The organism is Streptomyces sp. NPDC045968, from assembly GCF_056430475.1.
The window spans coordinates 212,531-237,497 of the sequence record NZ_JBWKLF010000008.1; the positions used below are offsets into that span (position 1 = coordinate 212,531).

The window sequence follows — 24,967 nt, forward strand, 5'->3', positions numbered from 1 at the left end:
ACAGCGCCGCTGGACGGCCTCCAGCGGCGCTGCCCGCAACGCACCTCGCGAGCCCGTCAGTTGCCCGCGATGTCCTTCACCGCGACCGTCACCGGCACGCTTCCGGAGATGAGTTCCAGGGTGAGGCCGGCGCTGGCCGGAGTGTCCAGCAGTTCCAGGATCGAGGCCGCCACGTCGTCGCGCGGGACGGGGCCGCGGCCGGTCGAGGCCGCCAGCAGGATCTGGCCGGTGCCCGCGTCGTTCGTGAGCATGCCGGGACGCAGGATCGTCCAGTCCAGCGAAGGCCGCGAGCGTACGTAGTCGTCGGCCGCCCCCTTGGCGCGCAGATAGAGGTCGAACACCTCGTCACCCCGGTGACCGGCGTCGGCGCCCATGGAGGAAACCACCACATAGCGCCGTACGCCCGCCCGTTCGGCGGCGTCGGCGAAGAGCACCGCCGCTCCCCGGTCGACCGTGTCCTTGCGGGCGGTTCCGCTGTCCGGGCCCGCCCCGGCGGCGAAGACCACGGCGTCCGCGCCACGCAGCACCTCCGCGGTTTCCTCGACGGAAGCCGATTCCAGATCGAGGACGACCGGCTCGGCGCCCGCTTCCCGGAGGTCGTCGGCCTGTTTGGGATTGCGGATGACTCCGACCGCCTCGTCTCCGCGCGCAGCGAGCAACCGCTCCAGCCGCAGCGCGATCTGACCATGTCCACCTGCGATGACAATGCGCATGCTCTCGACCGTACGCCGCACTGGACGGCCGTGCGCACGAGCCTCGTCAGGGACCCTTGTCCGGCCCGGCGTCCGGTGGGCGGGCACCACCCGAAGGAGGGCCCTTCTCGGCGCGGCCCTGGCGGGGGAGGCCGAGCGCGACGGCCGCCTCCGAGTCGCAGTACTCGCGCACGGCGCTGGTCCGCGCGACCACCCGGCCCCGGTGGACCACGACCCTGCTGTACGCGAGGGAGAGCGCCCCGGAGAGCCCATCCCCGCGCACCGCGAGCAGCTCGGCGGGGAAGCCGGCCTCGACGCGTACCTCGGGCAGCCCCATGGCGGCCCTGGCCGCCGCGGAGACCGCCTCGTAGGCGTGCTCGGCCCGCATGCCCTGCTGGGAGGCCAGCAGGTAGGCGGCTTCGAGCGGGTCGCCGCGGCCCACGGGGTTGGCGACGTCCCGCAGTGCCCCGCTGCCCGCCGCGACCCGGACCCCGGCGGCCCGCAGCAGCCGTACGGGCGCGGCGCACCGGCGCTCGGCCCCGGAACAGCCGCCCTGGGGAAGGCAGATGACGGTCACTCCGGCGGCCGCCAGCTGGTCGGCGGCCCGGACGGCGGCGTCGGCCGGCAGCCGGGACAGGCCCCCGCAGGGGCCGACGGAGACGCCGGGCCGCAGCCCGCCGGCCATGGCCGCGAGCCGGGCCAGCCGCGCCGGATCGTCACTGTCCGTGTGCAGATCGACGGGGCAGCCGTGCTCCGCGGCGATCTCCAGGACCGCTTCCGCGTAACCGGCCGGGTCGGGATCGAGGTCGGGGCAGCCGCCGACCACGCCCGCGCCCATCTTCACCGCGTCGCGCAGCATGGCGAGGCCGTCGGCGCCCGCGATGCCGGTGAGCAGGCGGGGCACGGCGACCGCGGTGAGGTCGACGAGGCCGCGCAGCGCACGCCGGGCCTGGAGGACGGCTTCGAGCGGGGCGAGTCCCTGGACGTCCCCGATGCGTACGTGGGAGCGCAGCGCGGTCGCACCGTGGCCGACCTGGAGCAGGGCCGCCTCGGTGGCGCGGCGCTGGATGTCCTCGGCCAGTTGAGACGCGGGGCCCGTGCTGTCCGGCCCGGCGCCGTCGGCGGTCAGTGCCGTGTCGCTGTGCGCGTGGGGTTCGGCGGGCGCCGGGAGCAGAAGATGGCCACGCAGGTCCACACGCGCGCCCCGGGCGGTCAGGCTGCCCGCGGTGCCCACGGCTTCGATACGGCCGCCACTGAGCCGTACGTCCACGGCGCGCCCGTCGGTGAGCCTGGCGCCGCAGAGCACGAGCGCCGCGTCGGGGCCGCTCGTGGGGCCGGCCGGGCCGGTTCCGTCGGCCGCGCTGTCGTCGGGCCGGCGCGGCTGGCTGTCGGGCATCGCGCTCCTGTGAAGAGGGGGCAAGGTCACACAGAGTGAGTCGAGCCTAGGGGGGCGTCCAGCGCGCTTCGATGAGGAGCGAAATAGTCGTACCGGTGTGGCCTGGTGAGGCGCACGGGACCGTGGTGAGCGGCAGGGTGCGGAGTGGCCCGGGAGCCGGTCGGGCCGAGGCCCGGCTCCGTGGTCCGGGCCGTGTGCGACTTCCCGATCAAGAGCCCGTGCGGGAGTCTGTTCAAGGCCCTGGTCAGAGCCCTGATCAAAGGGCCGGACGCGCATCCGATCGGCGCCGGGAAGAGGGCCGTGGAAACGGATTTGGGCGACGGCGACAGACCGTGTAATGTCTTCATCGCTCGCCCCAATAGCTCAGTCGGTAGAGCGTCTCCATGGTAAGGAGAAGGTCTGCGGTTCGATTCCGCATTGGGGCTCTGGTGATCGGGAAACCCCGCTTCGGCGGGGGGACTCGTCATCAAAGCGGTGTAGCTCAGTCGGTAGAGCAAGCGGCTCATAATCGCTGTGTCACCGGTTCAAGTCCGGTCACCGCTACTTACGGTAGCCGATTGTGGGGTCGGTCCTTCGATCGGCTACTCTTTTTTGCGTTCATCCGTCCATCCGTCCGTCCAAGGAGCACTCACGTGGCTGCCACCGACGTCCGCCCGAAGATCACGCTGGCCTGCGTGGAGTGCAAGGAGCGGAACTACATCACCAAGAAGAACCGGCGTAACAACCCGGACCGTCTTGAGATGAAGAAGCACTGCCCGCGCTGCAACTCGCACACCGCGCACCGCGAAACCCGCTAAACAGGCTCGTACACGAGGCCGTCCCCATTGGGGGCGGCCTCGTGTCGTTTGTGAGGGCTGCACTCCGGCCCATTCGTCTTTACTTCAGGAGGGAACGAGCCCATGGCGCTCGACCAGTCCTTCGTGGGACGGACCTATCCGCCCACCGCGCCGTACGAGGTCGGCCGGGAGAAGATCCGTGAGTTCGCCGAGGCGGTGGGCGACGCCAATCCCGCGTACACCGATCCGCAGGCCGCGGCCGCTCTCGGTCACGCCGATGTGATCGCCCCGCCCACATTCGTCTTCTCCATCACGTTCAAGGCCGCGGGAGATGTCGTCAGGGACCCCCAGCTGGGTCTGGACTACAGCCGCGTGGTGCACGGGGACCAGAAGTTCGCGTACGTGCGTCCGGTGCGGGCGGGGGACCGGTTGACGGTCACCTCGACGATCGAGGGCATCAAGTCCCTCGCGGGCAACGACATCGTGGACGTCCGCGGTGAGGTGCACGACGAGGCGGGCGAGCACGTGGTGACCGCCTGGACGAAGCTGGTGGCCCGCGCCGCCGAGGAGGCGTGATGACGGCGAAGGTCTCTTACGAGTCGGTCGAGGTCGGTACGGAGCTGCCGGCGCAGTCCTTCCCGGTCACCCGCGCGACGCTGGTGCAGTACGCGGGCGCCTCCGGCGACTTCAACCCGATCCACTGGAACGAGAAGTTCGCGCGTGAGGTCGGGCTGCCCGACGTGATCGCGCACGGCATGTTCACCATGGCCGAGGCGATCCGTGTGGTCACGGACTGGGTCGGTGACCCCGGAGCGGTCGTCGAGTACGGGGTGCGCTTCACCAAGCCGGTCGTCGTCCCGAACGACGACAAGGGTGCGCTGGTCGAGGTCAGTGGCAAGGTGGCTGCCCTGCTGGACGACAACCAGGTGCGGGTGGACCTGACCGCCATGAGCGACGGCAAGAAGGTGCTGGGCATGTCCCGCGCCGTGGTCCGGCTCGCCTGAGTCCGGTGGCTGTGAGGCTGTGAGTAAGGGGCGCCCCTCCTGGAGGGGCGCCCCTTACTGCGTTCCGCGGGTCCGGCCTGCGTTCCGCGGGGCCGCGGACCGTACTCTTGTCCCCGTGCAGGAACTCCACGACGCCCCCCTCGCCCCCCTGACCACCTTCCGGCTCGGCGGGCCCGCGACCCGCCTCCTCACGGCCACCACCGATGCCGAGGTGGTCGCCGCCGTGCGCGAGGCCGACGAGACGTCCACCCCGCTCCTGGTGATCGGCGGCGGCTCCAACCTGGTCATCGGTGACAAGGGCTTCGAGGGCACCGCGCTGCGTATCGCGTCCAAGGGCTTCAGCCTGTCCGGCACGACGCTGGAACTGGCCGCCGGCGAGGTCTGGACCGACGCCGTGGCCCGCACGGTCGAAGCCGGCCTCGCAGGCATCGAGTGCCTCGCCGGAATCCCGGGCTCCGCGGGCGCGACACCGATCCAGAACGTCGGTGCGTACGGCCAGGAGGTGTCCTCCACCATCTCGGAGGTCGTCGCCTACGACCGCCGCACCCGCGAAACGGTCACCATCCCGAACGCCGAGTGCGCCTTCTCGTACCGGCACAGTCGCTTCAAGGCCCAACCCGACCGTTACGTGGTGCTCCGTGTCCGCTTCGAGCTGGAGGACGCGGGCGGCCTGTCCGCGCCCCTGCGGTACGCCGAGACGGCCCGGGCCATGGGCGTGGAGCAGGGCGAGCGCGTTCCCGCGACGGATGCCCGGGAAACGGTCCTCCGGCTCCGCGCGGGCAAGGGCATGGTCCTCGACCCCGAGGACCACGACACCTGGTCGGCGGGGTCCTTCTTCACCAACCCCGTCCTCGGCCCGGAGCAGTACGAGGCGTTCCTCGCCCGCGCCAAGGACCGCCTGGGCGACGCGGTGACGCCCCCCGCCTTCCCCGCGGCCGACGGCGGCACCAAGACCTCCGCGGCCTGGCTGATCGACAAGGCCGGCTTCACCAAGGGGTACGGCACGGGCCCGGCCCGTATCTCCACCAAGCACACGCTCGCGCTCACCAACCGGGGCGACGCCAGTACCGAGGACCTCCTGGCCCTCGCGCGCGAGGTCGTGGCCGGCGTCCACGAGGCGTTCGGCGTCACGCTCGTCAACGAGCCCGTGACGGTCGGCGTCAGCCTGTAGGACGGGCTCGCTCAGTAGGCCACGCCCACGCCCCGCTTCAGCGCCGCCGGATCGTCGATCAGGGCCAGCATCGCGTGTGCCACATCGGCCCGTGAGATGGACCGGCCGCTGCGGGGCGTACCGCCCACGACGGTCCGGTACGTCCCCGTGAGCGGTCCGTCGGTCAGCTTCGGCGGACGTACGGACGTCCAGTCCGTCGCACTGCGCGCCAGCGCGGCCTCCATCAGCCGCAGATCGGCGTACACCTCCTTGAGGACCGCCCCGATCGCCTTGCGCATGGCCCGGTCCAGCAGGGGTTCGTCCGCCGCCTCCGGGCCGACCGGCGCCGCGCTCACCACCAGCAGCCGCCCTACGCCCTCGGCCTCCATCGCCCGCAGCACCTGCCCGGTCAGCCGCTCCGCGACCCCGTCGGCCCTCCGGCCGCGCGAGCCCAGGCCGGAGAGCACCGCGTCCCGTCCGGCCACCGCCCCGCGCACCGCCTCCGCGTCGTCGAGCCGGACGACCGCCCGGAGGTCCGCCGCCCTCAGCCCCTCCGGCAGCCGGGCGGGGTCACGGACCACGGCCGTCACCTCGTGACCCGCCTTCGACGCCTGCCGTACGAGCTGCCGGCCGATGGCTCCCGTGGCCCCGAACACTGTGAGTCTCATGGCACGCCCTCCAGGGGGTGGGTAAGTATTCACTCACCCCTAGAGTGAGTGGACACTCACCGCTCGTCAAGGTTGGTTGGAGCACGCATGGAGCAGAAGCCGGCCCGCGTCCGCATCATCGAGGCCGCCCATGAACTCATGCTCGGCATCGGCCTCGCGCGGGCGACAACCAAGGAGATCGCCAAGGCGGCGGGCTGCTCCGAGGCCGCGCTGTACAAGTACTTCAGCAGCAAGGAAGAGCTCTTCGTGACCGTGCTCGTCGAGCGGCTGCCCAGGCTCGGCACCCTCCTGAGCCGGCTCACCGCCGAGCCCGGCGAGGGCACCGTCGAGGAGAACCTGACCGAGATCGCCCGCCGGGCCGCGCTCTTCTACGAGCAGACGTTCCCGATGGCCGCGTCGCTGTACGCCGAGCCCCGGCTCAAGCGTCGGCACGAAGCCGCCATGCGCGAGATGGGAACCGGCCCGCACAAGCCCATTCAGGGCGTCGACGCCTACCTCCGCGCCGAGCAGCGCGCGGGCCGCGTCCACGCCGGGGCCGACACCTACGCCGCCGCGTCCCTGCTCCTCGGCGCCTGCTCCCAGCGCGCCTTCGCCTACGACATGTCCCCCGGCGGCACGCCACCGCAGCCGCTGGACGAATTCGCCGCCTCGCTCGCCCGTACCCTGCTGCGCGGAATCAGCTGAGCCAGTCGTCGATCCCGCCGAGCAGCTTCTCCCGTACGTCCGCCGGTGCCGCCGACCCCCGTACGGACTGCCGCGCCAGCTCGGCCAGCTCCTCGTCGGTGAAGGCGTGGTGGCGCCGTACGAGGTCGTACTGGGCGGCCAGCCGGGAGCCGAAGAGCAGCGGATCGTCCGCGCCGAGTGCCATCGGCACGCCCGCTTCGAACAGGGTGCGAATGGGGACGTCCGTCGGCTTCTCGTAGACCCCGAGCGCCACGTTGGAGGCCGGGCAGACCTCGCAGGTCACCCCGCTCTCCGCCAGCTTCCGCAGCAGCCGCGGGTCCTCGGCGGCCCGGACGCCGTGCCCGATCCGGGACGCGTCGAGGTCGTCCAGGCAGTCCCGCACGCTCGAAGGACCGGAGAGCTCGCCACCGTGCGGGGCCGCGAGCAGCCCGCCCTCGCGGGCGATGGCGAAGGCCCGGTCGAAGTCACGGGCCATCCCGCGGCGCTCGTCGTTGGAGAGCCCGAAGCCGACGACACCGCGGTCCGCGTACCGCACGGCCAGCCGTGCCAGCGTGCGCGCGTCCAGGGGGTGCTTCATCCGGTTGGCCGCGATCACGACCCGGATGCCGAGCCCGGTGTCCCGGGCCGCGGAGTCCACGGCGTCGAGGATGATCTCGATCGCCGGAATCAGCCCGCCGAGCAGCGGGGCGTACGAGGTGGGGTCGACCTGGATCTCCAGCCACCCCGAGCCGTCCGCGACGTCCTCCTGGGCGGTCTCGCGCACGAGCCGCTGGATGTCCTCCGGCGACCGCAGGCAGGACCGGGCGATGTCGTAGAGGCGCTGGAAACGGAACCAGCCCCGCTCGTCCGTCGCCCGCAGACTCGGCGGCTCGCCGCCGGTCAGCGCCTCGGGCAGCCGCACGCCGTACTTGTCGGCCAGTTCGAGCAGCGTCGTGGGCCGCATCGACCCGGTGAAATGCAGGTGCAGGTGGGCCTTGGGCAACAGCCGTACATCGCGCTCCATCCCAAGATCCTGCCGTACGGGCGGGCCGTCGCGGTAGCCGCTTTCCCTCTTGAGCCGGTTCTCGAACAAAAAAGCAGACCCCCGGACGGATCCGGGGGTCTGCCTGTTCGACGGGTGAGCGGTCAGTCCTTGGCCTCGCCCAGCAGCTTCTGGAGGCGCGAGACGCCCTCGGCGAGGTCCGCGTCACCGAGCGCGTACGACAGCCGGAGGTAGCCCGGCGTACCGAACGCCTCGCCCGGTACGACGGCGACCTCGGCCTCGTCCAGGATGAGCGCCGCGAGCTCGACCGAGGTGGCCGGACGCTTGCCGCGGATCTCCTTGCCGAGCAGCGCCTTCACCGAGGGGTACACGTAGAACGCGCCCTCCGGCTCCGGGCACACGACGCCGTCGATCTCGTTGAGCATCCGCACGATGGTCTGCCGGCGGCGGTCGAAGGCGGTACGCATCTCGTCGACCGCGTCCAGGTTCCCGGAAACGGCTGCCAGCGCGGCGGCCTGGGCGACGTTGGAGACGTTGGAGGTGGCGTGCGACTGGAGGTTGGTCGCGGCCTTCACGACGTCCTTGGGGCCGATGATCCACCCGACGCGCCAGCCGGTCATCGCGTACGTCTTGGCGACACCGTTGACCACGATGCACTTGTCGCGCAGCTCGGGCAGGATCGCCGGGAGCGAGGTGAACGCGGCGTCGCCGTAGACGAGGTGCTCGTAGATCTCGTCGGTCAGCACCCACAGGCCGTGCTCGACGGCCCAGCGGCCGATCGCCTCGGCGTCGGCCTCGCTGTAGACGGCGCCGGTCGGGTTGGACGGCGAGACGAAGAGGACGACCTTCGTACGCTCGGTGCGCGCCGCTTCGAGCTGCTCGACGGAGACCCGGTAGCCGGTGGTCTCATCGGCCACGACATCGACGGGGACACCGCCGGCGAGACGGATGGACTCCGGGTAGGTGGTCCAGTAGGGGGCCGGGACGATGACCTCGTCGCCCGGGTCGAGAATCGCGGCGAACGCCTGGTAGATGGCCTGCTTGCCGCCGTTGGTCACCAGGACCTGGGAGGCGTCGACCTCGTATCCGGAGTCGCGCAGTGTCTTCTCCGCGATGGCGGCCTTGAGCTCCGGGAGCCCGCCTGCCGGGGTGTAGCGGTGGTACTTCGGGTTGCGGCATGCCTCGACCGCCGCTTCGACGATGTAGTCGGGGGTCGGGAAGTCCGGCTCACCGGCGCCGAAGCCGATCACCGGACGGCCTGCGGCCTTGAGGGCCTTGGCCTTGGCGTCGACGGCGAGGGTCGCGGACTCGGAAATCGCACCGATGCGGGCGGAGACCCGACGCTCGGAGGGAGAAGTTGCAGCGCTCATGGCGCCCATGCTCCCAGACCGGAAAAGCCGTCGGCACACGGGTTTCAGGGACCGGACAGCACTCGGACAGCATGCGGACAGGACCGGTCGGTTCCTATCTGTTCGACGCGGCGGCCCTGAGCACGTACACTCACCTGTCGTTGGCCTTCACCGGTCACACCGTTTTCGCACCCGGTCCATCCGGGGGGATGCGGTAGGTTGGTGGAAACCACAAAGGGTCGTAGCTCAATTGGTAGAGCACTGGTCTCCAAAACCAGCGGTTGGGGGTTCAAGTCCCTCCGGCCCTGCTACACACATCTTCGCCAGGATGTGTGCGCATGTACGTACTTCATTGCACAGTCGTGCGGCTCCCCCGGGCGCGGCACGGCCACGACCCGGAATCAGGTGAGTAGCGTGACGGACGCCGTGGGCTCCATCGACATGCCTGATGCCGAGGATGAAGTCCCTGAGTCGAAGAAGAAGACTCGGAAGGGCGGCAAGCGCGGTAAGAAGGGCCCCCTGGGCCGTCTCGCGCTGTTCTACCGCCAGATCGTCGCCGAGTTGCGCAAGGTCGTCTGGCCGACTCGCAACCAGCTGACGACGTACACATCCGTGGTGATTGTGTTCGTGGTCGTCATGATCGGTCTTGTTACCGTGATTGACTTCGGATTCGCGCGGGTCATCAAGTACGTCTTCGGCTGATCCCGCGGAGGGCGCCTCACAGGCGCCCCTTTCGCATGTTCCACCCATTTGTATCCAGGAAGAAGCAGCCATCGTGTCTGACCCGAACCTGAACGACGCCGCCGAACCTACGGTGGACGCCGTCGAGTCCGCCGAGGACGAGCTCGACATCGTTGAGGCGGCGGACTCCGTGGAGCCCGACCAGGCCGAAGCTGCCGACGAAGCCGCGGGTGAGCCCTCCGAGGAGGCCGCCCTGCACGTCGAGTCCGACGCTGACGAGTCCGCGGACGAGGAGTCCGACGAAGAGCTCGCCGACGAAGCCGACGAAGCCGACGAAGAGGTGGCCGAGGCCGCCGACGACGAGAGCGCCGACGAGGAAGAGGCCGAGCCGGCCGCCCCCGTCGACCCCGTCGCCGCCCTGCGCGAGGAGCTCCGCACTCTCCCGGGCGAGTGGTACGTCATCCACACGTACGCCGGTTACGAGAAGCGCGTGAAGGCGAACCTCGAACAGCGCGCCGTCTCGCTCAACGTCGAGGAGTTCGTCTACCAGGCGGAAGTCCCCGAGGAAGAGATCGTTCAGATCAAGAACGGTGAGCGGAAGAACGTCCGTCAGAACAAGCTCCCGGGTTACGTCCTGGTGCGCATGGACCTGACGAACGAGTCCTGGGGCGTTGTCCGCAACACCCCCGGCGTCACCGGCTTCGTGGGCAACGCCTACGACCCGTACCCGCTGACCCTCGACGAGATCGTCAAGATGCTCGCCCCCGAGGCCGAGGAGAAGGCAGCCCGCGAGGCTGCCGAGGCCGAGGGCAAGCCGGCTCCGTCCCGCAAGGTCGAGGTCCAGGTGCTGGACTTCGAGGTGGGCGACTCGGTCACCGTCACCGACGGCCCCTTCGCGACGCTCCAGGCGACGATCAACGAGATCAACGCCGACTCGAAGAAGGTCAAGGGCCTCGTCGAGATCTTCGGTCGCGAGACCCCGGTCGAGCTCAGCTTCGACCAGATCCAGAAGAACTAGCAGCTTCCGCAGGTTTCTGGACACATGCCTACCGAGCAGGTCAGACAGGCTCTCGCAGCCGTCTGACCTGCTCGGTTTTTGGTCGCGCAGCTATACCCGTTATCGTTGTGCGGTATGCCTGCATCCGGATGACCGGATGTCGGCGAAAAACTCTCACTAGGACCCGGAGAGAGCAATGCCTCCCAAGAAGAAGAAGGTCACGGGGCTTATCAAGCTCCAGATCAACGCCGGTGCGGCCAACCCGGCTCCGCCGGTCGGCCCCGCACTGGGCCAGCACGGCGTCAACATCATGGAGTTCTGCAAGGCCTACAACGCCGCGACCGAGTCGCAGCGTGGCATGGTCGTGCCGGTGGAGATCACGGTCTACGAAGACCGCTCCTTCACCTTCATCACGAAGACTCCGCCGGCCGCCAAGCTGATCCTCAAGGCCGCGGGTGTGGACAAGGGCTCCGGCGAGCCGCACAAGACCAAGGTCGCCAAGCTGACGGCTGCCCAGGTCCGCGAGATCGCCACGACGAAGCTCCCCGACCTGAACGCCAACGACCTCGACGCCGCGTCGAAGATCATCGCTGGCACCGCCCGTTCCATGGGCATCACGGTCGAAGGCTGATCCAGCCCTTCAAGCCCTCAGTGGTAGGACCAAGCGCTGGTCCGCACCACGACTCCACACTCTGAAACCACAGGAGTAGAAGTGAAGCGCAGCAAGAACCTCCGCGCTGCGGACGCCAAGATCGACCGGGAGCGCACCTACGCCCCGCTCGAGGCCGTCCGTATCGCCAAGGACACCGCCGCCACCAAGTTCGACGGCACCGTCGAGGTCGCGTTCTGCCTGGGTGTTGACCCTCGCAAGGCCGACCAGATGGTCCGTGGCACCGTGAACCTCCCGCACGGCACCGGCAAGACCGCCCGGGTCCTGGTCTTCGCGACCGGTGACCGTGCTGCGGCCGCGGAAGCCGCGGGCGCCGACATCGTCGGCGCCGACGAGCTCATCGACGAGGTGGCGAAGGGCCGTCTGGACTTCGACGCCGTCGTCGCCACTCCGGACCTCATGGGCAAGGTCGGCCGCCTGGGCCGCGTGCTCGGTCCGCGTGGTCTGATGCCGAACCCGAAGACCGGCACCGTCACCCCCGATGTCGTCAAGGCTGTCAACGACATCAAGGGCGGCAAGATCGAGTTCCGCGTCGACAAGCACTCGAACCTCCACTTCATCATCGGAAAGACCTCTTTCGATGACACGAAGCTGGTCGAGAACTACGGCGCGGCGCTGGAGGAGATCCTCCGTCTGAAGCCCTCCGCCGCGAAGGGTCGCTTCATCAAGAAGGCGACCATGAGCACGACGATGGGCCCCGGCATCCCGCTGGACGCCAACCGCGTGCGCAACCTCCTCGTCGAGGAGGACCCGGCCTCCGTCTGAGCCCCCGTGCTCATCCGGTAGCCGCGTCACGGCATTCCGACGGGCCCCGCACCTTCCGAGGTGCGGGGCCCGTCCCCGTATCCGCAGGGACGCGATCGTGGCCGAGCGGCCCGCACACCCGCGTTCCAAACCTCCCGGACCGCTCGAACCGGGACGGATTTGCTCCGCGTGCCCCCGGTCGCGTACTCTCCTGAAGAAGCCAAAGACCGCTGGTCGTTGCTGTGCTCTCGTAAGAGGGACCGGTGACCGAAGGCTCCGTCGAGAACGGACGACCTGCGCAGGTGACTGTGGAAAGCTCCCGGACTTCGTGCGGTTGAGCTACGCCCTGGCACTTGTGCCGGGGCGTTTTGTTTTTGCCGGTTCCTTCTGAGCGGTCCTCATCACCCGGAAGGAGGCCGACGCTCATGGCAAGGCCCGACAAGGCTGCCGCGGTAGCCGAGCTGACGGACCAGTTCCGCAGCTCGAACGCCGCCGTGCTGACCGAGTACCGGGGTCTCACCGTGGCGCAGCTCAAGACGCTGCGTCGTTCGCTCGGTGAGAACGCCCAGTACGCCGTGGTGAAGAACACGCTGACCAAGATTGCGGCCAACGAGGCCGGGATCGACACGCTGGACGACCTGTTCTCGGGTCCGACGGCGGTTGCCTTCATCACCGGTGACCCGGTGGAGTCGGCGAAGGGTCTTCGTGACTTCGCCAAGGAGAACCCCAACCTCATCATCAAGGGCGGTGTCCTTGACGGTAAGGCGCTGTCCGCCGATGAGATCAAGAAGCTCGCGGACCTCGAGTCCCGCGAGGTTCTGCTCGCCAAGCTGGCCGGCGCCATGAAGGGCAAGCAGACTCAGGCTGCGCAGCTCTTCCAGGCTCTGCCGTCGAAGTTCGTCCGCACCGCGGAAGCGCTTCGCGCCAAGAAGGCCGAGCAGGGCGGTGCCGGTACGCCGGCTCCCGCCGAGGCTGCCGAGTAACCACTCGGTGGTCCAGCGGGCACCACGTACGCCCGCCGACATATACATCCGGCACCTGCCGAATTAGTGGAAGGACCCGCCATCATGGCGAAGCTCAGCCAGGAAGACCTGCTCGCCCAGTTCGAGGAGCTCACCCTCATCGAGCTCTCCGAGTTCGTTAAGGCGTTCGAGGAGAAGTTCGACGTCACCGCCGCCGCGGCCGTCGCCGTCGCCGGCCCCGCCGGCCCGGGCGCCGTTGCCGAGGCCGCTGAGGAGCAGGACGAGTTCGACGTCATCCTCACCGCCGCCGGTGACAAGAAGATCCAGGTCATCAAGGTCGTGCGTGAGCTGACCTCGCTCGGTCTCAAGGAGGCCAAGGACCTCGTCGACGGCGCCCCGAAGCCCGTCCTCGAGAAGGTCGCCAAGGAGGCCGCCGAGAAGGCTGCCGAGTCCCTCAAGGGCGCCGGCGCCTCCGTCGAGGTCAAGTGACCCTGCGAGTCATCTGACTCCTCAGGACCGTCCCTGCCGCAAGGCGGGGATGTCACATCGCAAAGGGCGATCACCCATTCGGGTGGTCGCCCTTTGGCGTACCCGTGGCGGCTGCCTTGCTCTTCTGCCGGTGACGAGTATCGTGATCTTCGCCGTGCGCCTCTCAGGGGCCGCCAGCAGGCGTTCTGGGGCGGTCGGAGCGGGCCTCCGGGACCTCGTCCCGGCTGAGGGGCCTTGACGAACCGCACGCGGCGCGCAATTCTCAGGACGCGTCGTCACATCGATCCGTATCCGAGGCATGGATCGAGAGTGAAGAGGGCAGTAAAGAAGTGCGCACTTCGCGCGAGGGCTAGGCATAGGTGTTGAGAAGAGCTGTTGAGAGCAACGTGGGTCTCTGAGAACCCCGACTGGACATCAGTGTGGCCATTGGCTACACTGACCCTTTGCGCTGCCTGTTAGCTGCCTCCTGCCCGTCACCAGGGGCATACCCAATCTGAGCACCGATGACCGATCCTCTCTGACCTGGCCATTCATGGCTGATTCAGGAACGGCCTGTCTTCGTGTCCACTTGGGACCGGTACGCGCGTAGTGAGTCCGAGCCCTCGGAAGGACCCCCTCTTGGCCGCCTCGCGCAACGCCTCGACCGCGAATACGAACAACGGCGCCAGCACCGCCCCGCTGCGCATCTCTTTTGCAAAGATCAAGGAGCCCCTCGAGGTTCCGAACCTCCTCGCGCTGCAGACCGAGAGCTTTGACTGGCTCCTCGGTAATGCCGCCTGGAAGGCTCGCGTCGAGGCTGCTCTGGACAGTGGACAAGACGTCCCCACCAAGTCCGGCCTGGAGGAAATCTTCGAGGAGATTTCACCGATCGAGGACTTCTCCGGGTCGATGTCGCTTACGTTCCGCGACCACCGCTTCGAGCCCCCGAAGAACTCGATCGAGGAGTGCAAGGAGCGCGACTTCACGTTCGCCGCGCCGCTCTTCGTCACGGCCGAGTTCACCAACAACGAGACCGGCGAGATCAAGTCCCAGACGGTCTTCATGGGCGACTTCCCGCTCATGACCAACAAGGGCACCTTCGTCATCAACGGCACCGAGCGTGTCGTCGTGTCGCAGCTGGTCCGCTCGCCGGGTGTCTACTTCGACTCCTCGATCGACAAGACGTCCGACAAGGACATCTTCTCCGCGAAGATCATCCCGTCCCGGGGTGCCTGGCTGGAGATGGAGATCGACAAGCGCGACATGGTCGGTGTCCGCATCGACCGCAAGCGCAAGCAGTCCGTGACCGTACTCCTGAAGGCTCTCGGTTGGACCACCGAGCAGATCCTCGAGGAGTTCGGCGAGTACGAGTCCATGCGCGCCACCCTGGAGAAGGACCACACCCAGGGCCAGGACGACGCGCTGCTCGACATCTACCGCAAGCTGCGCCCGGGCGAGCCGCCCACGCGCGAGGCTGCTCAGACGCTGCTCGAGAACCTCTACTTCAACCCGAAGCGCTACGACCTCGCGAAGGTCGGCCGCTACAAGGTGAACAAGAAGCTCGGCGCGGATGAGCCGCTGGACGCCGGTGTGCTCACCAGCGACGACGTCATCGCGACGATCAAGTACCTGGTCAAGCTGCACGCGGGCGAGACCGAGACCGTCGGTGAGTCCGGTCGTTCGATCGTCGTCGAGACCGACGACATCGACCACTTCGGCAACCGTCGTCTGCGTAACGTCGGCGAGCTCATCCAGAACCAGGTCCGTACGGGTCTGGCTCGTATGGAGCGCGTCGTGCGTGAGCGCATGACGACTCAGGACGTCGAGGCGATCACGCCGCAGACCCTGATCAACATCCGGCCGGTCGTCGCCTCCATCAAGGAGTTCTTCGGCACCAGCCAGCTGTCGCAGTTCATGGACCAGAACAACCCGCTGTCGGGTCTCACCCACAAGCGCCGCCTGTCGGCTCTTGGCCCGGGTGGTCTGTCCCGTGAGCGGGCCGGCTTCGAGGTCCGTGACGTGCACCCGTCCCACTACGGACGCATGTGCCCGATCGAGACCCCTGAAGGCCCGAACATCGGTCTGATCGGTTCGCTCGCCTCGTACGGACGCGTCAACGCGTTCGGTTTCATCGAGACGCCGTACCGCAAGGTCGTCGACGGCCAGGTCACCGACGAGGTCGACTACATCACGGCCGACGAGGAAGACCGTTACGTCATCGCCCAGGCGAACGCGACGCTCTCCGACGAGCTGCGCTTCACCGAGCCCCGCGTCCTGGTCCGCCGTCGTGGCGGAGAGGTCGACTACGTGCCCGGCACGGACGTCGACTACATGGACGTCTCGCCGCGCCAGATGGTGTCCGTCGCCACCGCGATGATCCCCTTCCTGGAGCACGACGACGCCAACCGTGCCCTCATGGGCGCGAACATGATGCGGCAGGCGGTGCCGCTCATCAAGTCCGAGGCGCCGCTCGTCGGCACCGGCATGGAGTACCGCTGCGCCACCGACGCCGGTGACGTGCTCAAGGCGGAGAAGGACGGTGTGGTCCAGGAGGTCTCCGCGGACTACATCACCGTCACGAACGACGACGGCACGTACACCACGTACCGCATCGCCAAGTTCATGCGCTCCAACCAGGGCACCTCGGTCAACCAGAAGGTTGTCGTCTCCGAGGGTGACCGGGTCATCGCCGAGCAGGTGCTCGCCGACGGACCGGCCACCGAGAACGGTGAGATGGCCCTCGGTAAGAACCTGCTCGTGGCGTTCATGCCGTGGGAGGGTCACAACTACGAGGACGCGATCATCCTGTCGCAGCGCCTCGTGCAGGACGACGTCCTCTCCTCGATCCACATCGAGGAGCACGAGGTCGACGCCCGTGACACCAAGCTGGGCCCGGAGGAGATCACCCGGGACATCCCGAACGTCTCCGAAGAGGTCCTCGCCGACCTCGACGAGCGCGGCATCATCCGTATCGGTGCCGAGGTCACGGCCGGAGACATCCTCGTCGGCAAGGTCACGCCCAAGGGCGAGACCGAGCTGACGCCGGAGGAGCGTCTGCTCCGCGCGATCTTCGGTGAGAAGGCGCGCGAGGTGCGCGACACCTCGCTGAAGGTCCCGCACGGCGAGATCGGCAAGATCATCGGCGTCCGTGTCTTCGACCGCGAAGAGGGCGACGAGCTGCCGCCGGGCGTGAACCAGCTGGTTCGCGTCTACGTCGCGCAGAAGCGCAAGATCACCGATGGTGACAAGCTCGCCGGCCGTCACGGCAACAAGGGCGTCATCTCGAAGATCCTGCCGATCGAGGACATGCCGTTCCTGGAGGACGGCACCCCGGTCGACATCATCCTCAACCCGCTGGGTGTCCCGTCCCGAATGAACCCGGGACAGGTCCTGGAGATCCACCTCGGCTGGCTCGCCAGCCGCGGCTGGGACGTCTCCGGCCTCGGTGACGAGTGGGCCCAGCGCCTGCAGTCCATCGGCGCCGACCAGGTCGCCCCCGGCACCAACGTCGCGACCCCGGTCTTCGACGGTGCCCGTGAGGACGAGATCACCGGCCTCTTCAAGGCCACGATCCCGAACCGTGACGGGAACCGGCTGGTCCAGCCCTCGGGCAAGGCCAACCTGTTCGACGGCCGCTCCGGCGAGCCGTTCCCGGAGCCGGTCTCGGTCGGTTACATGTACATCCTCAAGCTCCACCACCTCGTCGACGACAAGCTCCACGCTCGTTCGACGGGTCCGTACTCCATGATCACCCAGCAGCCGCTGGGTGGTAAGGCTCAGTTCGGTGGTCAGCGCTTCGGTGAGATGGAGGTGTGGGCGCTCGAGGCTTATGGCGCCGCTTACGCCCTCCAGGAACTGCTGACCATCAAGTCCGACGACGTGACCGGCCGCGTGAAGGTCTACGAGGCCATCGTCAAGGGCGAGAACATCCCCGAGCCCGGCATTCCCGAGTCCTTCAAGGTGCTCATCAAGGAAATGCAGTCGCTCTGCCTCAACGTGGAGGTGCTGTCCTCGGACGGCATGTCCATCGAGATGCGCGACACGGACGAGGACGTCTTCCGCGCTGCGGAAGAGCTCGGTATCGACCTGTCCCGGCGCGAGCCGAGCAGCGTCGAAGAGGTCTGACGGGCCTGGCCGGGGCCTCCTCGTGAGGCCCCGGCCGCCCCGGACCGTTCAGACCATGTTTGACACTCGACCCTGAAAGAGGGATTGACGACAAGTGCTCGACGTCAACTTCTTCGACGAGCTGCGGATCGGCCTTGCCACCGCGGACGACATCCGGACCTGGTCGCACGGCGAAGTGAAGAAGCCGGAGACCATCAACTACCGCACGCTCAAGCCCGAAAAGGACGGACTCTTCTGCGAGAAGATCTTCGGTCCGACCCGGGACTGGGAGTGCTACTGCGGCAAGTACAAGCGTGTCCGCTTCAAGGGCATCATCTGTGAGCGCTGCGGCGTCGAGGTCACTCGCGCCAAGGTGCGTCGTGAGCGGATGGGCCACATCGAGCTTGCCGCTCCCGTCACCCACATCTGGTACTTCAAGGGCGTCCCGTCGCGCCTCGGCTACCTGCTTGATCTCGCTCCGAAGGACCTCGAGAAGGTCATCTACTTCGCCGCGTACATGATCACGTTCGTGGACGAGGAGCGCCGTACGCGTGACCTGCCCTCGCTGGAGGCGCACGTCTCCGTCGAGCGTCAGCAGGTCGAGAACCGTCGCGACTCCGACCTGGAGAACCGCGCCAAGAAGCTCGAGACCGACCTGGCCGAGCTCGAGGCCGAGGGCGCCAAGGCCGACGTACGCCGCAAGGTGCGCGAAGGTGCCGAGCGTGAGATGAAGCAGCTGCGCGACCGTGCGCAGCGCGAGATCGACCGCCTCGACGAGGTGTGGAGCCGCTTCAAGAACCTCAAGGTCCAGGACCTCGAGGGCGACGAGCTGCTCTACCGCGAGCTGCGTGACCGCTTCGGCACGTACTTCGACGGCTGCATGGGTGCCGCTGCTCTGCAGAAGCGCCTGGAGTCATTCGACCTCGACGAGGAGGCCGAGCGCCTCCGCGAGATCATCCGCACCGGCAAGGGCCAGAAGAAGACCCGTGCGCTCAAGCGCCTCAAGGTCGTCTCCGCGTTCCTGCAGACCAGCAACAAGCCCAAGGGCATGGTGCTCGACTGCGTGCCGGTCATCCCGCCGGACCTGCGTCCGATGGTGCAGCTGGACGGTGGCCGCTTCGCGACCTCCGACCTGAACGACCTGTACCGCCGTGTGATCAACCGCAACAACCGCCTCAAGCGTCTCCTTGACCTCGGTGCCCCCGAGATCATCGTGAACAACGAGAAGCGGATGCTGCAGGAGGCCGTCGACGCGCTGTTCGACAACGGCCGCCGCGGTCGCCCGGTCACCGGTCCCGGTAACCGCCCGCTGAAGTCCCTGAGCGACATGCTCAAGGGCAAGCAGGGTCGATTCCGTCAGAACCTTCTCGGTAAGCGTGTGGACTACTCCGCGCGTTCCGTGATCGTCGTCGGTCCGCAGCTGAAGCTGCACCAGTGCGGTCTGCCCAAGGCCATGGCGCTGGAGCTCTTCAAGCCGTTCGTGATGAAGCGCCTGGTCGACCTGAACCACGCGCAGAACATCAAGAGCGCGAAGCGCATGGTCGAGCGCGGCCGCACGGTCGTGTACGACGTCCTGGAAGAGGTCATCGCCGAGCACCCGGTTCTCCTGAACCGTGCGCCGACGCTGCACCGCCTCGGCATCCAGGCCTTCGAGCCGCAGCTGGTCGAGGGCAAGGCCATCCAGATCCACCCGCTCGTCTGCACCGCGTTCAACGCGGACTTCGACGGTGACCAGATGGCCGTGCACCTTCCGCTCTCCGCGGAGGCGCAGGCCGAGGCCCGCATCCTGATGCTGTCCTCCAACAACATCCTGAAGCCGGCCGACGGTCGTCCCGTCACCATGCCGACCCAGGACATGGTGCTGGGTCTGTTCTTCCTGACCACCGACGGTGAGCTCCGTGACACCAAGGGCGAGGGCCGCGCGTTCGGCTCCACGGCCGAGGCGATCATGGCGTTCGACGCCGGCGAGCTGGCGCTCCAGTCGTCCGTCGACATCCGCTTCCCGGTGGGTACCATCCCGCCGCGTGGCTGGGTGCCGCCGGTCGCCGAGGAGGGCGAGCCCGAGTACCAGCCGGGTGACACCTTCCGGCTGCGGACGAGCCTGGGCCGCGCGCTCTTCAACGAGCTGCTGCCCGAGGACTACCCGTTCGTCGACTACTCGGTCGGCAAGAAGCAGCTCTCCGAGATCGTCAACGACCTCGCCGAGCGCTACCCCAAGGTCATCGTGGCGGCGACGCTCGACAACCTGAAGGCGGCGGGCTTCCACTGGGCCACCCGTTCCGGCGTCACCGTCGCCGTTTCGGACATCGTCGTGCCCGAGGCCAAGAAGGCCATCGTCAAGGGCTACGAGGACCAGGACGAGAAGGTCCAGAAGCAGTACGAGCGCGGTCTGATCACCAAGGACGAGCGCACGCAGGAGCTCATCGCGATCTGGACCAAGGCGACCAACGAGGTTGCCGAGGCGATGAACGCGAACTTCCCCAAGACGAACCCCATCTTCATGATGGTTGACTCGGGTGCCCGAGGAAACATGATGCAGATGCGTCAGATCGCCGGTATGCGTGGTCTGGTGTCCAACGCCAAGAACGAGACGATTCCTCGTCCCATCAAGGCGTCCTTCCGTGAGGGCCTCACCGTTCTGGAGTACTTCATCTCCACGCACGGTGCCCGTAAGGGTCTGGCGGACACCGCCCTGCGTACCGCCGACTCGGGTTACCTGACCCGTCGTCTGGTGGACGTCTCGCAGGACGTGATCATTCGCGAGGAGGACTGCGGCACCGACCGCGGCCTCAAGCTGAAGATCGCGGTCAAGGGCGCCGACGGCGTGCTCCGCAAGACGGACGACGTCGAGACCTCGGTCTACGCCCGCATGCTCGCCGAGGACGTCGTCGTCGACGGCAAGGTCATCGCGCCTGCCAACGTCGACCTCGGTGACGTCCTGATCGACGCCCTGGTGGGCGCCGGCGTCGAGGAGGTCAAGACCCGTTCGGTCCTGACCTGTGAGTCCGCGGTCGGCACCTGTGCCTTCTGCTACGGACGCTCGCTCGCCACCGGCAAGCTGGTCGACATCGGTGAGGCGGTCGGCATCATCGCCGCCCAGTCCATCGGTGAGCCCGGTACCCAGCTGACGATGCGTACCTTCCACACCGGTGGTGTGGCGGGGGACGACATCACGCAGGGTCTGCCGCGTGTCGTCGAGCTCTTCGAGGCCCGTACGCCCAAGGGTGTCGCCCCGATCTCGGAGGCCAAGGGCCGCGTCCGGATCGAGGAGACCGAGAAGACGAAGAAGCTCGTCGTCACCCCGGACGACGGAAGCGAGGAGACGCCGTTCCCGATCTCCAAGCGTGCCCGTCTGCTGGTCGGCGAGGGCGACGCGGTCGAGGTGGGCCAGAAGCTCACCGTCGGTGCGACCAACCCGCACGACGTGCTGCGGATCCTCGGTCAGCGCGCGGTCCAGGTCCACCTGGTCGGCGAAGTCCAGAAGGTCTACAACTCGCAGGGCGTGTCGATCCACGACAAGCACATCGAGATCATCATCCGGCAGATGCTGCGCCGCGTGACGATCATCGAGTCCGGCGACGCGGAGCTGCTGCCGGGCGAGCTGGTCGAGCGGTCGAAGTTCGAGGTCGAGAACCGTCGTGTGGTCACCGAGGGCGGTCACCCCGCCTCCGGCCGTCCGCAGCTGATGGGTATCACCAAGGCCTCGCTCGCCACCGAGTCGTGGCTGTCGGCGGCGTCCTTCCAGGAGACGACCAGGGTCCTGACCGACGCGGCGATCAACGCCAAGTCGGACTCCCTGATCGGCCTCAAGGAGAACGTCATCATCGGTAAGCTCATCCCGGCCGGTACGGGTCTGTCCCGCTACCGCAACATCCGGGTCGAGCCGACCGAGGAAGCCAAGGCCGCGATGTACTCGGCCGTCGGCTACGACGACATCGACTACTCGCCGTTCGGCACGGGCTCCGGCCAGGCCGTTCCGCTGGAGGACTACGACTACGGTCCGTACAACCAGTAAGCGAGTCGTTCGGCCGCAGGGCGGCCACCCCGTTGCGTACGGGGTGGCCGCCCTGCGGCGTATCCAGGGGCCGGCGCGTCGCGGCGTACCGTCGTGAGGGCCCTCCGCCGGTCCTCTGCGGGATCGCGGCCGCCGGGTCGGCCGGCCGGGGTCGCGACGGGTGGGGGAGTGGGGCTGTGCGGCTCGTACGGGACCGGCGGTGACCGGCCCCGTTGTGATGGACAGCATTTGTTTTGACCGGAGTCCGTGAGGTAGGTACGCTCAAGCCTTGTGCCTGGGGTGTGCCTGGGCTCGGGTGCGTGTCCTCAACCGCATCGCGAGTCCGTAAGTGGCCACCGCAATCTGCGCCTCTCCCGCCCTCGGGCAGGAGCTTGCAGTATTCGACACACCCGACCGCGTGGGTCGGTGTGTTCCAGGTTAGTTTCAACGAACGGCACACAGAAACCGGAGAAGTAGTGCCTACGATCCAGCAGCTGGTCCGGAAGGGCCGGCAGGACAAGGTCGAGAAGAACAAGACGCCCGCGCTCGAGGGTTCGCCCCAGCGTCGTGGTGTCTGCACGCGTGTGTTCACGACCACCCCGAAGAAGCCGAACTCGGCGCTCCGTAAGGTCGCGCGTGTGCGTCTGACCTCCGGTATCGAGGTCACGGCCTACATCCCGGGTGAGGGACACAACCTGCAGGAGCACTCCATCGTGCTCGTGCGTGGTGGCCGTGTGAAGGACCTGCCGGGTGTTCGCTACAAGATCATCCGCGGTTCGCTCGACACCCAGGGTGTCAAGAACCGCAAGCAGGCCCGAAGCCGCTACGGCGCCAAGAAGGAGAAGTAAGAATGCCTCGTAAGGGCCCCGCCCCGAAGCGCCCGGTCATCATCGACCCGGTCTACAGCTCTCCTCTTGTCACCTCGCTGATCAACAAGATCCTCCTCGACGGCAAGCGTTCCACCGCCGAGCGGATCGTGTACGGCGCCATGGAAGGCCTCCGCGAGAAGACCGGCGCTGACCCGGTCATCACGCTGAAGCGCGCGCTTGAGAACGTCAAGCCCTCGCTCGAGGTCAAGTCCCGCCGTGTCGGTGGCGCCACCTACCAGGTGCCGATCGAGGTCAAGCCCGGTCGTGCCGCTACCCTCTCGCTGCGCTGGATCGTGGGTTACTCCCGCGCCCGTCGCGAGAAGACGATGACCGAGCGCCTCATGAACGAGCTGCTCGACGCCTCCAACGGTCTTGGCGCTGCCGTCAAGAAGCGCGAGGACACCCACAAGATGGCCGAGTCGAACAAGGCCTTCGCGCACTACCGCTGGTAGTCGCTACCCACATCGAGACCGAGAGAAGATTGAGCCTTATGGCCACCACTTCGCTTGACCTGGCCAAGGTCCGCAACATTGGGATCATGGCCCACATCGACGCGGGCAAGACGACCACCACTGAGCGGATTCTGTTCTACACCGGCGTCTCGTACAAGATCGGTGAAGTCCACGACGGCGCTGCCACGATGGACTGGATGGAGCAGGAGCAGGAGCGCGGCATCACGATCACGTCGGCCGCGACGACCTGTCACTGGCCGCTCAATGATGTTGACCACACGATCAACATCATTGACACCCCGGGTCACGTGGACTTCACGGTCGAGGTGGAGCGTTCGCTCCGCGTCCTCGACGGTGCCGTCACCGTGTTCGACGGTGTGGCTGGTGTCGAGCCGCAGTCCGAGACTGTCTGGCGTCAGGCGGACCGCTACGGCGTGCCGCGTATCTGCTTCGTCAACAAGCTCGACCGCACCGGTGCTGAGTTCCACCGCTGTGTCGACATGATCGTCGACCGCCTCGGTGCGGTTCCGCTGGTCATGCAGCTCCCCATCGGCGCCGAAGCCGACTTCAAGGGCGTCGTCGACCTCGTGACGATGAAGGCCTTTGTCTGGTCGGACGAGACCGCCAAGGGCGAGATGTACGACACCGTCGACATCCCGGACACCCACGTCGAGGCGGCTCAGGAGTGGCGCGGAAAGCTGCTCGAGGCCGTCTCCGAGAACGACGACCAGATGATGGAGCTGTACCTCGAGGGCATCGAGCCCACCGAGGACCAGCTCTACGACGCCATCCGTCGCATCACGCTGGCGTCCAAGGGCAGCGCGGACTCCGTCACGGTCACCCCGGTGTTCTGTGGCACGGCGTTCAAGAACAAGGGCGTTCAGCCCCTGCTCGACGCCGTCGTCCGCTACCTGCCTTCCCCCCTGGACGTCGAGGCCATCGAAGGCCACGACGTCAAGGACCCCGAGGTTGTCGTCAAGCGCAAGCCCTCGGACGACGAGCCGTTCTCCGGTCTCGCGTTCAAGATCGCTAGCGACCCGCACCTGGGCAAGCTCACCTTCGTCCGGATCTACTCCGGTCGCCTCGAGGCCGGCACCGCGGTGCTGAACTCGGTCAAGGGCAAGAAGGAGCGCATCGGCAAGATCTACCGTATGCACGCGAACAAGCGTGAGGAGATCGCGTCGGTGGGCGCCGGTGACATCGTCGCCGTCATGGGTCTGAAGCAGACCACCACGGGTGAGACGCTGTGTGACGACAAGAACCCGGTGATCCTGGAGTCCATGGACTTCCCGGCGCCGGTCATTCAGGTCGCCATCGAGCCCAAGTCCAAGGGTGACCAGGAGAAGCTGGGTGTCGCCATCCAGCGCCTCTCGGAGGAGGACCCCTCCTTCCAGGTGCACTCCGACGAGGAGACCGGCCAGACCATCATCGGTGGTATGGGCGAGCTTCACCTCGAGGTGCTCGTCGACCGCATGAAGCGCGAGTTCCGCGTCGAGGCGAACGTCGGCAAGCCGCAGGTCGCCTACCGCGAGACGATCCGCAAGACCGTCGAGCGCATTGACTACACGCACAAGAAGCAGACTGGTGGTACCGGCCAGTTCGCGAAGGTGCAGATCGCCCTCGAGCCCATCGAGGGTGGCGACTCGTCCTACGAGTTCGTCAACAAGGTCACCGGTGGCCGCATCCCCCGTGAGTACATTCCCTCGGTGGACGCGGGTGCCCAGGAAGCCATGCAGTTCGGCATCCTGGCCGGTTACGAGATGGTCGGCGTCCGCGTCACCCTTCTCGACGGTGGTTACCACGAGGTCGACTCCTCCGAGCTCGCCTTCAAGATCGCCGGTTCGCAGGCGTTCAAGGAGGGTGCCCGCAAGGCGTCCCCCGTGCTCCTCGAGCCGATGATGGCCGTCGAGGTCACCACGCCCGAGGACTACATGGGCGACGTGATCGGCGACCTCAACTCCCGCCGTGGCCAGATTCAGGCCATGGAGGAGCGCAGCGGCGCTCGCGTCGTGAAGGGCCTCGTGCCTCTCTCGGAGATGTTCGGCTACGTCGGAGACCTCCGCAGCAAGACCTCGGGTCGCGCAAGCTACTCGATGCAGTTCGACTCCTACGCCGAGGTTCCGCGGAACGTCGCCGAGGAGATCATCGCGAAGGCCAAGGGCGAGTAACTCTCCCGAGTTGACGCTTTAGGCTTATCACCGGAGCCCGGTGGGGCATTTGACGCGACGCGCGAGCGATGCGGCGAATGTCCCCGGGCCCCGGCATCCCAGCAAAGATCACCTGGCGCCGATGAAGCAAGGCGTACAGAACCACTCAGGAGGACCC

The 24,967-nt window shown here is 67.5% G+C and carries 21 protein-coding genes and 3 tRNA genes; 19 read left to right on the top strand and 5 right to left on the bottom strand.

All coding sequences use genetic code 11. The features are described 5' to 3' along the window. Positions 1-56: 56 nt before the first annotated feature. Positions 57-713 carry an SDR family oxidoreductase gene (locus AC07FA_RS23740; protein WP_479078054.1) on the bottom strand — a complete coding sequence of 219 codons (657 nt, stop codon included), beginning with the start codon at positions 711-713 and terminating at the stop codon, positions 57-59. Between the two features lie 46 nt (positions 714-759). Further along, on the bottom strand, positions 760-2,088 hold the full coding sequence (locus tag AC07FA_RS23745) for an amidohydrolase family protein (protein ID WP_479078055.1): 1,329 nt from the start codon (positions 2,086-2,088) through the stop codon (positions 760-762). Positions 2,089-2,440: 352 nt separating this feature from the next. Between AC07FA_RS23745 and AC07FA_RS23750 the strand changes: the two genes are divergently transcribed. From AC07FA_RS23750 to AC07FA_RS23775, 6 genes are all read left to right on the top strand, one after another. Then, positions 2,441-2,513, top strand: a tRNA-Thr gene (locus tag AC07FA_RS23750). Positions 2,514-2,558: 45 nt separating this feature from the next. Then, a tRNA-Met gene (locus tag AC07FA_RS23755) sits at positions 2,559-2,631 on the top strand. Positions 2,632-2,720: 89 nt separating this feature from the next. Beyond that, the gene (gene rpmG, locus AC07FA_RS23760; RefSeq protein ID WP_003956487.1) at positions 2,721-2,885 is read left to right on the top strand and encodes a 50S ribosomal protein L33; all 165 of its coding nucleotides are present in this window, start codon (positions 2,721-2,723) and stop codon (positions 2,883-2,885) included. Positions 2,886-2,987: 102 nt separating this feature from the next. After that, positions 2,988-3,440 carry an FAS1-like dehydratase domain-containing protein gene (locus AC07FA_RS23765; protein ID WP_479078057.1) on the top strand — a complete coding sequence of 151 codons (453 nt, stop codon included), beginning with the start codon at positions 2,988-2,990 and terminating at the stop codon, positions 3,438-3,440. Further along, positions 3,440-3,868: a MaoC family dehydratase gene (locus AC07FA_RS23770; protein ID WP_479078058.1), complete on the top strand. Its 429-nt coding sequence runs from the start codon at positions 3,440-3,442 to the stop codon at positions 3,866-3,868. Before AC07FA_RS23765 ends, AC07FA_RS23770 begins: the two co-directional genes overlap by 1 nt. 115 nt (positions 3,869-3,983) lie before the next feature. After that, positions 3,984-5,039 (top strand): UDP-N-acetylmuramate dehydrogenase, encoded by a 1,056-nt coding sequence (locus AC07FA_RS23775; RefSeq protein ID WP_479078060.1) that lies wholly within the window; start codon positions 3,984-3,986, stop codon positions 5,037-5,039. 11 nt (positions 5,040-5,050) lie between these two features. Here the strand turns inward: AC07FA_RS23775 and AC07FA_RS23780 are convergent, their stop codons facing one another. Continuing rightward, positions 5,051-5,686 carry an NAD(P)-dependent oxidoreductase gene (locus tag AC07FA_RS23780; protein ID WP_479078061.1) on the bottom strand — a complete coding sequence of 212 codons (636 nt, stop codon included), beginning with the start codon at positions 5,684-5,686 and terminating at the stop codon, positions 5,051-5,053. An 87-nt stretch (positions 5,687-5,773) separates the two neighbouring features. Here AC07FA_RS23780 and AC07FA_RS23785 point away from each other — a divergent pair, with 87 nt between their 5' ends. Then, positions 5,774-6,370 (top strand): TetR/AcrR family transcriptional regulator, encoded by a 597-nt coding sequence (locus AC07FA_RS23785; RefSeq protein WP_479078062.1) that lies wholly within the window; start codon positions 5,774-5,776, stop codon positions 6,368-6,370. Here AC07FA_RS23785 and AC07FA_RS23790 read toward each other — a convergent pair. Then, positions 6,363-7,373, bottom strand: a complete 1,011-nt coding sequence (locus tag AC07FA_RS23790; protein ID WP_479078063.1) for an adenosine deaminase — start codon at positions 7,371-7,373, stop codon at positions 6,363-6,365. The two genes, AC07FA_RS23785 and AC07FA_RS23790, sit on opposite strands and share 8 nt — an antisense overlap. Before the next feature lie 122 nt (positions 7,374-7,495). Continuing rightward, positions 7,496-8,722 (bottom strand): pyridoxal phosphate-dependent aminotransferase, encoded by a 1,227-nt coding sequence (locus AC07FA_RS23795; RefSeq protein WP_479078064.1) that lies wholly within the window; start codon positions 8,720-8,722, stop codon positions 7,496-7,498. A 214-nt stretch (positions 8,723-8,936) separates the two neighbouring features. Between AC07FA_RS23795 and AC07FA_RS23800 the strand changes: the two genes are divergently transcribed. The 12 genes from AC07FA_RS23800 to fusA all read left to right on the top strand — a co-directional run bounded on the left by AC07FA_RS23800 (position 8,937) and on the right by fusA (position 24,810). After that, positions 8,937-9,009: transfer RNA gene (locus AC07FA_RS23800), tRNA-Trp, on the top strand. 106 nt (positions 9,010-9,115) lie between these two features. Beyond that, on the top strand, positions 9,116-9,403 hold the full coding sequence (secE, locus tag AC07FA_RS23805) for a preprotein translocase subunit SecE (protein WP_328905311.1): 288 nt from the start codon (positions 9,116-9,118) through the stop codon (positions 9,401-9,403). A 73-nt stretch (positions 9,404-9,476) separates the two neighbouring features. Then, on the top strand, positions 9,477-10,400 hold the full coding sequence (gene nusG / locus AC07FA_RS23810) for a transcription termination/antitermination protein NusG (protein ID WP_479078065.1): 924 nt from the start codon (positions 9,477-9,479) through the stop codon (positions 10,398-10,400). A 175-nt stretch (positions 10,401-10,575) separates the two neighbouring features. Continuing rightward, positions 10,576-11,010, top strand: coding sequence for a 50S ribosomal protein L11 (gene rplK / locus AC07FA_RS23815; RefSeq protein WP_010058817.1), 435 nt, complete (start codon positions 10,576-10,578; stop codon positions 11,008-11,010). Between the two features lie 81 nt (positions 11,011-11,091). After that, entirely contained in the window at positions 11,092-11,814 is a 723-nt protein-coding gene (gene rplA / locus AC07FA_RS23820; RefSeq protein ID WP_361890020.1) for a 50S ribosomal protein L1, read from the top strand. 404 nt (positions 11,815-12,218) lie between these two features. Further along, positions 12,219-12,776, top strand: a complete 558-nt coding sequence (gene rplJ, locus AC07FA_RS23825; protein WP_479078066.1) for a 50S ribosomal protein L10 — start codon at positions 12,219-12,221, stop codon at positions 12,774-12,776. Between the two features lie 84 nt (positions 12,777-12,860). Continuing rightward, positions 12,861-13,244, top strand: coding sequence for a 50S ribosomal protein L7/L12 (gene rplL / locus AC07FA_RS23830; protein ID WP_328905315.1), 384 nt, complete (start codon positions 12,861-12,863; stop codon positions 13,242-13,244). Between the two features lie 618 nt (positions 13,245-13,862). Next, positions 13,863-17,348 carry a DNA-directed RNA polymerase subunit beta gene (gene rpoB, locus AC07FA_RS23835; RefSeq protein ID WP_479078068.1) on the top strand — a complete coding sequence of 1,162 codons (3,486 nt, stop codon included), beginning with the start codon at positions 13,863-13,865 and terminating at the stop codon, positions 17,346-17,348. 94 nt (positions 17,349-17,442) lie between these two features. After that, positions 17,443-21,342 carry a DNA-directed RNA polymerase subunit beta' gene (locus tag AC07FA_RS23840; RefSeq protein WP_479078070.1) on the top strand — a complete coding sequence of 1,300 codons (3,900 nt, stop codon included), beginning with the start codon at positions 17,443-17,445 and terminating at the stop codon, positions 21,340-21,342. Between the two features lie 455 nt (positions 21,343-21,797). Next, positions 21,798-22,169: a 30S ribosomal protein S12 gene (gene rpsL / locus AC07FA_RS23845; protein WP_003948652.1), complete on the top strand. Its 372-nt coding sequence runs from the start codon at positions 21,798-21,800 to the stop codon at positions 22,167-22,169. A 2-nt stretch (positions 22,170-22,171) separates the two neighbouring features. Beyond that, positions 22,172-22,642 (top strand): 30S ribosomal protein S7, encoded by a 471-nt coding sequence (rpsG, locus tag AC07FA_RS23850; protein ID WP_014154599.1) that lies wholly within the window; start codon positions 22,172-22,174, stop codon positions 22,640-22,642. A 38-nt stretch (positions 22,643-22,680) separates the two neighbouring features. Further along, complete coding sequence (fusA, locus tag AC07FA_RS23855) at positions 22,681-24,810, top strand: elongation factor G (RefSeq protein WP_479078071.1); 2,130 nt, start codon at positions 22,681-22,683, stop codon at positions 24,808-24,810. The last annotated feature ends 157 nt before the right edge of the window (positions 24,811-24,967 follow it).